Here is a 13,769-nt window from a genome sequence, read left to right on the forward strand (position 1 = left end):
TTTTTCTAAAGAGCGGGACGTATCCTTAAATGGCGCGCATCGTGATGAAATTCGGCGGCACTTCGGTGGCCGATCTGGAACGCATCTATAATGTGGCGCGCCACGTCAAACGCGAGGTCGAAGCGGGCAATCAGGTTGCCGTCGTCGTTTCGGCCATGTCCGGCAAGACCAACGAGCTGGTCGGCTGGGTGCAGAACATGCCGAAGGTCTGCGGCGCAAGCTCGCCTTTCTACGATGCGCGCGAATACGACACCATCGTCGCTTCCGGCGAGCAGGTGACGAGCGGACTTCTGGCGATTGCGCTCCAGTCCATCGGCGTCGATGCGCGTTCGTGGCAGGGCTGGCAGATTCCGATCAAGACCGACAACGCCCATGGCGCGGCGCGTATTCAGGAAATCGACGGTTCGGAAATCATCCGCCGCATGGAAATGGGGCAGGTTGCAGTGGTCGCCGGTTTCCAGGGCCTGGGTCCGGACAACCGCGTGGCAACGCTTGGACGCGGCGGTTCGGATACCTCCGCCGTCGCCATTGCGGCCGGCGTGAAGGCTGATCGCTGCGATATCTATACGGATGTGGACGGCGTCTACACCACCGATCCGCGCCTGGAGCCGAAGGCGAAGCGCCTTTCGAAGATTTCCTTCGAGGAAATGCTGGAAATGGCGTCGCTCGGCGCCAAGGTTCTGCAGGTGCGTTCCGTCGAACTCGCCATGGTGCACAAGGTGCGCACTTTCGTGCGCTCGAGCTTTACGGACCCAGATGCGCCGGGCATGGGTGATCCGATCAACCCGCCCGGAACCCTTATTTGCGACGAGGATGAAATCGTGGAACAGCAGGTCGTCACAGGTATCGCCTTTGCGAAGGATGAAGCTCAGATCTCGCTGCGGCGCGTGGCCGATCGGCCGGGCGTATCGGCGGCAATTTTCGGACCGCTCGCCGAAGAGCACATCAATGTCGACATGATCGTGCAGAACGTGTCGGAAGACGGCTCCAAGACCGACATGACCTTCACCATTCCGACCGGCGACATCGACAAGGCGCTGAAGGTGCTGGACAAGGTCAAGGGCGAGATCGGCTTCGACAATATCCAGTCGGAAACCGGCCTTGCCAAGATTTCCGTCATCGGCATCGGCATGCGCAGCCATGCGGGCGTTGCCGCGACCGCCTTCAAGGCGCTGGCCGAAAAGGGCATCAATATCCGCGCCATCACGACGTCCGAAATCAAGATTTCGATCCTGATCGACGGTCCTTATGCAGAGCTTGCCGTGCGCACGCTGCATGCGGTCTACGGTCTCGATAAATAATCAACAGGATTAGCATCTGCTTTGGAGCTTTGCCGCGTAACCGAAAGGGTGCGCGGCATCGCAACATTTTGCGAGGCGCGACTATTTGTTCTGGACGCGGGTGTCAAAAATGCTCACAAAGGGATTGGCGTAACGCATCGCGGGCGGGTATTGGGAAATCGGCTGGCGAAGGCGCGCCAGCAACCTGAAAGGAGCCCCCGACGATCATGCGTGAGCTGACAACCGGTCCCCGCGTACTGCTCAAGCGGTTGCGCGAATTGATGGCGGAGCCGCTGGAACCGCAGGCGCGCCTTGACCGGATCGTCCGTGAAATCGCGCAGAACATGGTCGCGGAAGTCTGCTCCTTCTATATATTGCGCGCCGATGGCGTTCTCGAACTCTACGCGACCGAAGGTCTTAATCCGCAGGCTGTTCACCTGGCCCAGCTTCGTCTCGGCCAGGGTCTGGTCGGCACGATTGCTGCAAGCGCCCGTCCGCTCAACCTGACCGATGCGCAGAGCCATCCAGCCTTCGCCTATCTCCCGGAAACAGGGGAAGAGGCCTATAATTCCTTCCTTGGCGTTCCCGTCCTTCGCGCTGGCCGCACTTTGGGCGTTCTTGTCGTCCAGAACAAGACCAAGCGGGCTTATCGCGAAGACGAGGTCGAAGCACTTGAAACCACCGCCATGGTCCTTGCCGAAATCATCGCGACCGGCGACGGTCTGCGCCTTGCCCGTCCGGGCATAGAGCTTGATCTCGGTCGTCCGATGAGCGTGACGGGACATGCTTTCAACGACGGTATCGGCCTTGGCCATGTGGTGCTGCACGAGCCGCGTATCGTCGTCACCAATCTTTTCAACGAGGACAGCCAGGCGGAGCTGAACCGGCTGGACGAAGCGCTTGGCTCCTTGCGCATATCCATCGATGACATGCTCTCGCGCCGTGACGTGGCGGTGGAAGGCGAGCATCGCGAAGTGCTGGAAGCCTATCGCATGTTTGCCCATGACCGCGGCTGGGTGCGGCGGCTGGAAGAAGCCATCCATAACGGCCTGACCGCCGAGGCGGCGGTCGAAAAGGTGCAGAGCGACACACGCGCGCGCATGGTGCATCTGACCGATCCCTATATGCGCGAGCGCCTGTCGGATTTCGACGATCTTGCAAACCGTCTGCTGCGCCAGCTCATGGGGCATGACATCAAGACCATCGCCGAATCACTGGTCAAGGATGCGATTATCGTCGCCCGGTCGATGGGGGCTGCCGAGCTTCTGGATTATCCGCGCGAGCGCTTGCGCGGCGTCGTTCTGGAAGATGGCGCGGCCACGAGCCATGTCGTGATCGTCGCCCGCGCCATGGGCATTCCCGTGGTCGGCCAGGCCAAGGGCATCGTCTCCATGGCGGAAAACAACGATGCGGCCATTGTCGACGGCGACGAAGGCATTATGCATCTGCGCCCGCAGGCCGATCTGGAAACGGCTTATGCCGAAAAGGTTCGCTTCCGGGCACGGCGTCAGGCCCATTATCGCGAATTGCGGGACAAGCCATCCGTCACCAGGGATGGTGTCGATATCTCGCTTCTGATGAATGCGGGGCTGCTGGTCGATCTGCCGCAGCTTTCGGCGTCCGGCGCGGCGGGTATCGGCCTGTTCCGAACCGAGCTTCAGTTCATGGTGGCTTCCACCTTCCCCCGAGCCGAACAGCAGGAACGTCTCTATCGCTCCGTCATCGAGGCGGCGGGCGACAAGCCGGTGACTTTCCGGACGCTGGATATAGGCGGAGACAAGGTTCTTCCCTATTTCAGCTCGACCGTGCAGGAAGAAAATCCGGCGCTCGGCTGGCGCGCCATCCGCCTGACGCTCGATCGTCCGGGCCTGCTGCGTACCCAGATAAGGGCGCTTTTGAAGGCGGCGGGCGGGCGCGAGCTGAAAATCCTGCTGCCGATGATCACGGAAGTGAGCGAGGTGAAGGCCGCACGCGAGATTATCGATCGTGAAGTCCGCCACCTGTCGCGTTTTGCCCACCAGTTGCCGATGTGCCTGAAGCTCGGGGCGATGGTCGAGGTGCCGTCGCTGCTCTGGCAACTCGAGGAACTGGTGTCGCTCGTTGATTTCATTTCCGTCGGCTCGAACGACCTGTTCCAGTTCCTGATGGCGACGGATCGCGGCAACTCGCTGATGTCTGGTCGCTTCGACCAGCTTTCGCCAGCATTCCTGCGCGCGCTGCGACACATTGTGGAGACCGGCAACCGGCATGGCAAGCCGGTTACCCTGTGCGGTGAAATGGCCAGCAGGCCGCTTCCCGCCATGGCGCTGGTGGGTATCGGGTTCCGGTCGATTTCGATGTCGGCCGCAGCCATTGGTCCGGTCAAGGCCATGCTTGGCGCGCTGGACGCGGGCAAGCTCACCGCCTTGCTCAAGGAAGAGCTGGACAAGCCCAACAGCGCGCATTCGCTGCGCGAACTGCTGATGAGATTTGCCGAAGACAACGATATTCCGTTATAGCGAAGCAGATTGACCTGACTGGACGGCCGCAGTGCAGGATTGCGCGGTGTCTTGTTTCGTATTTTTGCAAGCGTTGATAATTTCTAGGACATGATATGATCGCATTGCCGCAGGATCGGATGGACCAGCTCTTGAAGCGGTTCTCCATGATCGAAAGCCAGATGGCCAATAATCCGGATTCGGAAACCTATGTGAAGCTCGCATCGGAATATTCCGAACTGCAGGAAGTGGTGGGCAAGATACGCGAACTGACCGACGCACGCAGGGAAGCGGTCGATCTGGCGGCGATGCGTGACGATGCGGCCACGGACGCAGAGATGCGGGCGCTGGCGCTGGAAGAACTGCCGGAAGTCGAAAAGCGCATCGGCACGCTGGAACAGGAAGTGCAGATTCTCCTTCTGCCCAAAGACGCAGCCGACGAGAAGAACGCCATCCTGGAAATTCGTGCCGGTACCGGCGGTCTTGAAGCCGCGCTCTTCGCTGGCGACCTGTTCCGCATGTATGAGCGTTATGCCGCCGAAAAAGGCTGGCGGGTCGAACTGGTCTCGGCCAGCGAAGGCGATGCCGGCGGCTACAAGGAAATCATCGCCACCGTTTCGGGCAAAGGCGTGTTCTCCAAGCTCAAGTTCGAATCAGGCGTGCACCGCGTGCAGCGCGTGCCTGAAACGGAAGCTGGCGGGCGCATCCATACATCGGCTGCGACAGTCGCGGTTCTGCCGGAGGCCGAGGACATCGATATCGAGATACGCAACGAAGATATCCGCATCGATACGATGCGGGCTTCGGGTGCTGGCGGGCAGCACGTCAACACGACCGACTCGGCTGTGCGCATTACGCATATCCCGACCGGCATCATGGTCGTGCAGGCTGAAAAATCCCAGCATCAGAACCGCGCCCGCGCCATGCAGATCCTGCGTGCCCGCCTCTATGACATGGAGCGCCAGAAGGCCGAAACCGAGCGTTCGGAATCGCGCCGCAGCCAGGTCGGCTCGGGCGACCGGTCCGAGCGTATCCGCACCTATAATTTCCCGCAGGGCCGTGTCACCGATCACCGCATCAACCTGACGCTCTACAAGCTCGACCGGGTGATGGAAGGCGATCTGGACGAACTGGTCGATGCGCTGATTTCCGATCACCAGACCGCACTTCTTACCGAACTGGGTCAGTAAGGTGGGTGAGACGCGCCTCGACCGGCTGATGGCCGATGCACGGGCGAGGCTCCGTGCGGCAGGACTGGATACACCAGACCTCGACGCGGGGCTTCTGGTCGAATGGGCGACGGGCAGGACGCGGCTCGACCTGATATCCGCGCCGGAGCAACTGGTGGATGGCGCTGCCATCGAGACGCTTTCCGATGCACTGGAGCGACGCGCTAAAGGCGAACCGGTTCACCGGATCATGGGGGTTCGCGAATTTTTCGGCCTGCCTTTCCGGCTGTCCGCCGAAACGCTGGAACCCCGACCCGATACGGAAGCGCTGGTGGAACTGGTCATTCCGGCACTGGACGTGCTCGCGCAGCAGGAGAACACGCTTGAACTTCTCGACATGGGGACGGGAACGGGCGCGATCATCATCTCGCTTCTGCATCGCTTCGAGAGTGCGCATGGCGTCGGCCTCGATATGGCGGAAGGGGCGCTGGTAATGGCGCGAATCAATGCCATCGCCAATGGGGTAGGCGACCGTTTCGCCGCGCTCAAAAGCGACTGGTTCCAGCATGTGAGCGGGCGGTTTCATCTTATCGTCTCAAATCCGCCCTATATTCCGCATGAAGACATTGCGGGGCTGTCGCGCGAAGTACGCGAACATGATCCGCTTGCGGCGCTTGATGGCGGCGCGGACGGACTGAATTTTTACCGGGCCCTTGCACAGAAGGCCGCAGATCACCTATATAGGAAAGGAATGGTTGCCGTAGAGATCGGCGCCGGACAATTCCAGGATGTAGAAGCGCTGTTCGAAAGCGCAGGTTTTTCACTCGCAGGACATGCAAGTGATCTTGGCGGCCACAGAAGGGCCATGCTTTTCGCGCTCAGATCGAATACGTAATTTTGATGCGGCGAACCGCTAAAAAACACTTGGAATTTGCGGCGAAGCCGTTTAGTTTCCGGCCACCGTATACAGCCAGAATGGTTTTGCCCGCTGATGGGCGGTGGCGGAAATGCTCCATGACGATTTTTGGTCATGCTCCCTGGAGGGTTCTTTGGGGATGGCTTGTGCGGAAGTACACGACTTTCAAGCATAATCTCGAAGAGCAGAGCTTTTCGGAATGGTTATGCATTAATGCAACCGCGGAGTTTCGGTGACCTTCAAATGGTGCACCTAACTCAGGAGCAGTCGATTTGTGGGAAGTTTTTAGGGCGTACTTCCTCCATGGCTCGATAGCGTGAAACCGGCAGCTTTTTTGGCTGTGGAGTTTCTACGCCCTTTAATCTGAAAAGAGATGAATATGAGGCCAGCACAGCAGAACAGGCGCATGCGCGGACGGGGGAATAACAATAACAACAACAACCGCAAGGGCCCCAATCCTCTGTCGCGCAACTATGAAAGCAACGGCCCGGATGTGAAGATCCGCGGCAATGCGCAACATATTGCAGAAAAATACTCGGCGCTTGCGCGCGATGCACAGGCATCTGGCGATCGCGTGATGGCCGAAAACTATCTTCAGCACGCTGAACATTACAATCGCATCATCATGGCTGCCATGGCGCAGAATCCGGTGCCGTTCCAGCGCGAAGAAACTTTCGACGATGACGGCGCGGATGACGAGGAAGCAGTTTTCACGCCCGCCGCAGTGCAGCAGCCCGTCAACGGCTCCGGCCCGCAGCCGGTCATCGAAGGCACGCCAGCCGAGGTTGTCTACGGTGAGGAAAGCGGCGAGCCGGTAAAGTCCGGCGAAGGTCGCCAGCAGCCGCGCGAACGCGACAATCGCGACCGCCGTCTCGGTCGTGGCCGCCGTCCGCAGCGCGAGCGCTTCAACGCCGACGAACGTTCCGACGAACAATCGCCGGAAAAGCAGGCTCAGCCGGAAGCAGGAGAAGTTTCGGCCCCCGTTGAGGCCGTCGCCGCGCAGGCTGCTCCGGCAGCCGCCGAGGCTGCGCCTGCCGCCGATGCAGCACCGGCCGAAGAGGCAGCACCGCGCCGCGCCACGCGCCGCCCGGGCCGTCCGCGTCGGGCCGCAAAGGATAGCGGTGACGAGACGCCGGTAACGGAAGCGGCGAATTCCGACGCCTGATCGTTTCCTCGGATTGACTTCAAAATGGCGCGGTTTCCGCGCCATTTTTATTTGGTTCTCCAAGTACCTGTGACCCTTGCCGAAACCCGGCCATCGTCCCATATGCTGTCTTGGAAAGAAGCTCGCCCAAAGTGGGGGCTTCGTCACCATACATCTTCTGGTGCCGCATGACGGGCCGGAAGGCAAAGGAGACATCATGAACATTGAAAAATACACGGAACGCGTTCGCGGTTTCATTCAGTCTGCACAGACATTCGCGCTATCGTCCGGCAACCAGCAGTTCACACCGGAACATGTGTTGAAGGTTCTCGTCGATGACGACGAGGGACTTGCCTCCTCGCTGATCGAACGGGCAGGCGGGCGCATTGCCGATGTGCGCATCGGACTGCAGACCGCGCTCGAAAAGCTGCCCAAGGTATCGGGCGGCAACGACCAGCTTTATCTTTCCCAGCCGCTTGCCAAGGTCTTCTCGCTTGCCGAGGAGCTTGCCAGCAAGGCCGGTGACAGTTTCGTCACCGTGGAGCGCCTCCTGACGGCGCTGGCGATGGAAAAATCCGCAAAGACGTCTGAAATTCTTTCCGCTGCCGGTGTGACGCCGACGGCTCTCAACAAGGTCATAAACGACATGCGCAAAGGCCGCACCGCCGATTCGGCGTCTGCTGAAAGCAATTATGATGCGTTGAAGAAATATGCCCGCGATCTGACTGAGGATGCGCGTTCGGGCAAGCTCGACCCGGTGATCGGCCGCGACGAGGAAATCCGCCGCACCATCCAGGTTCTGTCGCGCCGCACCAAGAACAACCCGGTTCTGATCGGTGAGCCGGGCGTCGGCAAGACTGCAATCGCGGAAGGTCTGGCGCTGCGCATCGTCAATGGTGACGTGCCAGAATCCTTGAAGGACAAGCAGTTGATGGCGCTCGACATGGGCGCGCTGATTGCCGGCGCCAAATATCGGGGCGAGTTTGAGGAACGTCTGAAAGCAGTGCTTTCGGAAGTGCAGACGGCGGCCGGACAGATCATCCTGTTCATCGATGAAATGCATACGCTCGTCGGTGCAGGCAAGTCCGATGGCGCAATGGATGCATCGAACCTGTTGAAGCCTGCCCTTGCACGTGGCGAACTGCACTGTGTCGGCGCGACGACGCTTGAGGAATACCGCAAATATGTCGAGAAGGATGCAGCGCTTGCCCGCCGTTTCCAGCCGGTATTCGTCGATGAGCCGACCGTCGAGGATACGATTTCGATCCTGCGTGGCCTGAAGGAAAAATACGAGCAGCATCACAAGGTGCGCGTTTCGGATTCGGCTCTGGTTGCCGCGGCAACCTTGTCGAACCGTTACATCACCGACCGTTTCCTGCCGGACAAGGCTATCGATCTTGTCGATGAGGCCGCGTCGCGTCTGCGCATGCAGGTCGATTCCAAGCCGGAAGAACTGGACGAAATCGACCGCCGCATCATGCAGCTGAAGATCGAGCGTGAAGCGCTGAAGGTGGAAACCGATGCCGCCTCCAAGGATCGTTTCCAGCGCCTGGAAAAGGAGCTGACCGATCTGGAAGAGGAATCGGCGGAACTGACGTCGAAATGGCAGTCGGAAAAACAGAAGCTCGGACTTGCCGCCGATCTCAAGCGCCAGCTTGAAGAGGCGCGCAATGCCCTCGCCATTGCGCAGCGCAGCGGTGAATTCCAGAAGGCGGGCGAACTTGCCTATGGCACGATTCCGCAATTGGAAAAGCAGCTCGTCGAAGCGGAAAGTCAGGAAAACAAGGGTTCCCTGCTTGAGGAAACCGTTACGCCCGACCATGTGGCGCAAATCATTTCCCGCTGGACGGGCATCCCGGTCGACCGGATGCTGGAAGGCGAGCGCGAGAAGCTGCTGCGTATGGAAGACGAACTCGCAAAACGCGTCGTCGGCCAGGGCGAGGCGGTGCAGGCAATCTCGAAGGCGGTTCGCCGTGCGCGCGCCGGGCTTCAGGACCCCAACCGTCCTATCGGTTCGTTCATCTTCCTCGGCCCTACGGGTGTCGGCAAGACGGAGCTGACCAAAGCGCTCGCCGCGTTTCTTTTCCAGGACGACACGGCCATGGTTCGTATCGACATGTCGGAATTCATGGAAAAGCATTCCGTGAGCCGGCTGATCGGTGCGCCTCCCGGCTATGTCGGCTATGAGGAAGGCGGCGTTCTGACGGAAGCCGTGCGCCGGAGGCCCTATCAGGTGATCCTGTTCGATGAGATCGAAAAGGCGCATCCGGATGTGTTCAACGTGCTGTTGCAGGTGCTGGACGACGGACGTCTGACCGACGGGCAGGGCCGCACGGTTGATTTCCGCAACACGGTCATCATCATGACCTCCAACCTCGGTGCCGAATATCTCGTCAATCTTGGCGAGAAGGACGATGTCGAATCGGTGCGCGAGGAAGTGATGGGCGTAGTGCGGGCTGCCTTCCGTCCGGAATTCCTGAACCGTGTCGACGAAATCATCCTGTTCCACCGGCTGCGCCGCGAAGACATGGGGGCAATTGTCGATATTCAGATGCAGCGTCTCCAGATGCTTCTGAGCGATCGGAAGATCGTGCTGCAACTGGAAGAGGATGCACGCGAATGGCTGGCCAACAAGGGTTACGACCCGGCCTATGGCGCGCGTCCTTTGAAGCGCGTGATCCAGAAGGAAGTACAAGACCCGCTCGCCGAGCGCATTCTTCTGGGCGACATTCTGGACGGTTCCATCGTCAAGATCACTGCCGGTTCGGACAGGCTCAACTTCCGTCCGATTCGAACTGCGCAGGAGGATGAAAGCCGCAAGGTCGACGAGAACGCCTGAACGTTCATGAGTTGAAAGCCATGGGCGCCGCAACCGGACAGGTTGCGGCGCCTTTTTCATATGAACCCTGACAAGTTTTCCGGTTTTCGGCCGACCTCGGCCATTTTCATGTCCAGTTCATCTGGCATCTGCTTTATCAGCTAATCAGTTATTAACCATATTCGCGGCATCCATGATCTCTCGATCACCCAGGGCATTCTTCATGGCGCATTACACACGCATGCTTCGTTTCGCTTTGTTTGCTTCCGTTGCGGCAGTTGCCGTCGATGGTTCTGCCCGCGCCGACGAAAGCAGTTCTGCAACGATTGCCGAGCGCCCGGTACAGCTTGCGCAGCTTTACGATCCGGGTGAGGAAATCTATCATGATCGCCGGGTGCGGGTGTTCATCGATCAGTATGGCCGCCGCGTTACCATGGATCGCCGCGGGCGTATCCTCAGTGTCGAGGATGCCAACAATTATGATCCGAACGCCTATGATCGCCGGGTTCGCCGCGCACCGCAGCCGGATGACAACTGGACGCTCGATGGCCCGGTCGATGGCGGCGCGCCCTATGATGGTTTTGGCAATGTGCCCGAGGACCCGAATTATTACCCTGATGCTCCGGCAGCGCCGCAATATGGCGGCAACCGGGACGGACAGGTGCAGCGGTCGGAACTGCCACCGGCAGGCGATCAGTATCCGGACAATACCAATTCAGCCAGCGCCAATCCCGGCTATGATGGCCAGCAGGATTACGGCCAGCCCGGTTATGAGCAGCCGCGCGGTGTTCCCAATCCGAGCGATATGGCTCCTGCCATCGAAATGCCGAAAGGGCAGGGCGCCAAGGCAAGGATTGCAGCCTATCAGGTACTTCTTGACCGTGCTGGCGCATCGCCCGGCGTCATTGACGGGCGTTCGGGAAGCAATGTCGACAAGGCGGCAGCAGCCTATGGCGAACTGACCGGCAAGTCGGTCAATCCGACGGATGAAGCCGCCGTCAATGCGGAGCTTGAGGCCACCGGCGGCCCGGCTTTCACCGAATATACCATCACCAACGAGGATGTGGGGCGCCAGTATGTTGCCTCGATCCCGGAAGATTATGCCCACAAGGCCCAGCTTCCCGCAATGGCCTATACTTCGGTCACCGAAATGCTGGGTGAAAAGTTTCATATAGACGAAGCCTATCTGAAAGAGATCAATCCCGGCGTAAACTTCAACCAGCCCGGTTCGATCGTGAAGGTTCCCAATCTCGGCAAGCCTGTCCGGACCAAGGTGGCCCGCATCATCGCGGACAAGGGACGCAAGCAGGTTCGCGGCTATGACGAAACCGGCAAGCTGGTCGTTGCCTATCCCTCGACCATCGGTTCGTCCGACAATCCGTCGCCGTCCGGCACCGTTCAAGTCGAGCGTATCGCGATCAATCCGAATTACACCTATAATCCGAAGATCAATTTCAAGCAGGGTAACAACGACAAGGTTCTGACCATTCCGCCTGGCCCGAACGGCCCCGTCGGCACGGTCTGGATCGCGCTTTCAAAGCCGACCTATGGCATTCACGGCACGCCCGAACCATCGAGAATCGGCAAGACATCGAGCCATGGCTGCGTGCGATTGACCAACTGGGATGCGGAAGAGCTGGCAAAGCTGGTGAAGGCTGGCGTAACGGTCGAATTTACCGAATAAGCATTTCGGTAAATTCAAAGAAATGGGCGGACCTTTCCCGGTCTATCCGGAGCGTTTCCCGTTCAAGCTGAATCGCCGGAAATGCTCTATTCTTTTGTTTTGCGCACGTCCTTGCTCTGAAAAGCGCTTTCCCCTTCCGGGCGTCACGCTCTATCAACTCTTGGCCGATCCGTTCGAGGCGAGCTTGGTGCCGTTATCATCGCTGTTCAAAAGTGCGTCGATGCGGTCACGTTCCTGCTTGAAGGCTTCCAGTTCCTTGCCGGAAAGCGCCTTGTTGTCCGGCAGGCGAATGCGCAGCGGGTCGACCTTGGTGTCGTTCACGATCAGTTCGTAGTGAAGGTGAGGGCCGGTCGAAAGGCCCGTCGATCCCACATAGCCGATCACCTGTCCCTGCCGCACGCGTGCGCCTGCGGTGACGCCGCGGGCGATTGCGTTCTGGTGGCTGTAGCTGCTCACATAGCCGTTGGCATGGCGGATGAGGGTCTGATTGCCGTAACCGTTGGTCCAGCCGGCCTTTTCCACAACACCATTGCCCGAAGCGATGATCGGTGTGCCGCGCGGTGCGGCCCAGTCCACGCCGGTATGCATGCGGCTATAGCCGAGGATCGGGTGGCGGCGCATGCCGAATGGCGAGCGGAAGACACCATTGGGAACCGGATTACGCAGCAGGAACTGCTTCGCGCTCTTGCCGTCGCCGTTGAAATAATCGACGCTGCCGTCCGGGGCCTGATAGCGATAGAACTTGCGGGTCGTCCCACCAAAATTGGCCGCCACGTAGAGAAGCTGCGAATCGGCTTCGGGCTTGTCGGGATCATCCGGCAGCGAGAAGAATGCGTCGATCTGGTCGCTTGGCGACAGACGTGACTGCAGGTCGACATCGCTTGCAAGCATCTTGATGAGCTGCTCGCGCATCGTTTCCGACATGCCATAGGCGAGCGCCGCCCGGCTGATCCCGTCATAGACGCTGGGGAGGTTGCCGCGAATTGCCGTTGGCAATGCGTTGCCGTCGAAAGCCGTCTGCAGGAGCGGGGTCTGTTCCGGTTCGTCGGACGGTATATATTGTCCGCGATCGTTGAGGGCGACCGTCACCAGATGGGTCGTGCGATTATAGATGCTGGCGCGCACGATACGGTCCACGCCGTCACGGGTTTCGGTGCCTACCCTCAGAACGCTGCCTTCCTTCAATCGGGGCGAGTTCATCAGCTTGGTAAGCGAGTCGGCCATGTTTCCGGCATCGTCGCCGGTGTAGCCGGCATCTTCAAGCGCCTGCGTAATTTCGGCTGTCTGGCGGAAAGGAATCAGTTCTTCTGAAAAACCTTCGCTGACCGTATCTTCATCGCCGCGCTGGGCGACGCTGACATTTTCCTGCGTAATCTTCACACCAAGCGCGGGGCCGAGCGCGAACGGAGAGTCAGAGCCGCCAAAACGGGCGGGGTCGACATAATGAAGCGAGGCGACCTGCACGTCCCCGTCGGTGAGGAGGCCGCCCGTATCCCGCACGACCTTTTCGACCTCATCGACGGTAAGGTCGCTGGAAGCGTCGAAGGTTGTGCTGTTCATCGGGAAGTCGACGACATGCAGGCTGACTTCGCTTTCCACCTTTGCGCCGTAAATCTGGCCTGCATCGGCAGGTTGCGGTGCCGCCGGGCCTTCCGAGAATACGGTCAAGGCGTCGAATGCCGGATATTTGCGGTTGGTCGGATGATCGACGGCAAGGGCCATGCGGACGAATTCGAAGGGCCGGGTCCGGATAACCTCGCGCTCACCCACTTTCTGCATCGTGGAAAGATCGAAACGGCGCCGGTCGCGCGGTTTCTGCTGCGAGACGGTGCTGACCAGACGTCCGCCCTTGGTAACGTCGACATCGTCAGTCGCACCCGGCATGTCGTTTCGGGCAAGGATTTCAGGCGGAGTGGCCAGCTGTTCGCGCCCGTCCAGGGCGGCAAACAGTGCGACGCCGATCAGCATGCATGACGTTACGCCAGTCAGGAAGGTTCCAGCGAGCCAGCGGGCAGAAACTTCACGACGATCCGGAGGCCGCCGCCGTCCGCCCACGCTGAGCGGGGGCTCGTCACCCGGATCGAGATTGTTCGGCCCCATGTCTTTCATACTGCTGTAGCCGGTCCTTCTTTATAACTGACAGCACGAACGTGCTTGAAATCGTTTTGTCGGAGAAGCGGAGAGCCGCCAATCCGGTATCAAGGTGTCTTCCATTCTGTCGGAAGGCTCCCAAACGGGCATGTGAGTTTTGCCTGCCGAAGAAACGTAAGTCAACGACAAG

8 protein-coding genes are annotated in these 13,769 nt (G+C 59.6%); 7 read left to right on the forward strand and 1 reads right to left on the reverse strand.

What is annotated here, in order from left to right:
- Positions 1 to 29: 29 nt before the first annotated feature.
- From ACOWVS_RS22270 to ACOWVS_RS22300, 7 genes are all read left to right on the forward strand, one after another.
- Positions 30 to 1,301, forward strand: a complete 1,272-nt coding sequence (locus tag ACOWVS_RS22270) for an aspartate kinase (RefSeq protein ID WP_006467884.1) — start codon at positions 30 to 32, stop codon at positions 1,299 to 1,301.
- 206 nt (positions 1,302 to 1,507) lie between these two features.
- Positions 1,508 to 3,778 (forward strand): phosphoenolpyruvate--protein phosphotransferase, encoded by a 2,271-nt coding sequence (gene ptsP / locus ACOWVS_RS22275; RefSeq protein ID WP_006467883.1) that lies wholly within the window; start codon positions 1,508 to 1,510, stop codon positions 3,776 to 3,778.
- Positions 3,779 to 3,873: 95 nt separating this feature from the next.
- Entirely contained in the window at positions 3,874 to 4,947 is a 1,074-nt protein-coding gene (prfA, locus tag ACOWVS_RS22280; RefSeq protein ID WP_025092183.1) for a peptide chain release factor 1, read from the forward strand.
- A 28-nt stretch (positions 4,948 to 4,975) separates the two neighbouring features.
- Positions 4,976 to 5,821: a peptide chain release factor N(5)-glutamine methyltransferase gene (gene prmC, locus ACOWVS_RS22285; RefSeq protein WP_063620390.1), complete on the forward strand. Its 846-nt coding sequence runs from the start codon at positions 4,976 to 4,978 to the stop codon at positions 5,819 to 5,821.
- Between the two features lie 400 nt (positions 5,822 to 6,221).
- On the forward strand, positions 6,222 to 7,007 hold the full coding sequence (locus ACOWVS_RS22290; RefSeq protein WP_063620391.1) for a DUF4167 domain-containing protein: 786 nt from the start codon (positions 6,222 to 6,224) through the stop codon (positions 7,005 to 7,007).
- Positions 7,008 to 7,203: 196 nt separating this feature from the next.
- Positions 7,204 to 9,825, forward strand: coding sequence for an ATP-dependent chaperone ClpB (gene clpB / locus ACOWVS_RS22295; protein ID WP_021586566.1), 2,622 nt, complete (start codon positions 7,204 to 7,206; stop codon positions 9,823 to 9,825).
- 202 nt (positions 9,826 to 10,027) lie between these two features.
- Positions 10,028 to 11,488, forward strand: a complete 1,461-nt coding sequence (locus tag ACOWVS_RS22300) for a L,D-transpeptidase (RefSeq protein WP_075041792.1) — start codon at positions 10,028 to 10,030, stop codon at positions 11,486 to 11,488.
- A 153-nt stretch (positions 11,489 to 11,641) separates the two neighbouring features.
- On the opposite strand, the gene ACOWVS_RS22305 is transcribed toward ACOWVS_RS22300, so the two are convergent.
- On the reverse strand, positions 11,642 to 13,597 hold the full coding sequence (locus ACOWVS_RS22305) for a M23 family metallopeptidase (protein ID WP_063620389.1): 1,956 nt from the start codon (positions 13,595 to 13,597) through the stop codon (positions 11,642 to 11,644).
- Between the last annotated feature and the right edge of the window lie 172 nt (positions 13,598 to 13,769).

Source organism: Brucella sp. IR068 (assembly GCF_049065885.1).
GTDB classification, from domain to species: domain Bacteria; phylum Pseudomonadota; class Alphaproteobacteria; order Rhizobiales; family Rhizobiaceae; genus Brucella; species Brucella intermedia.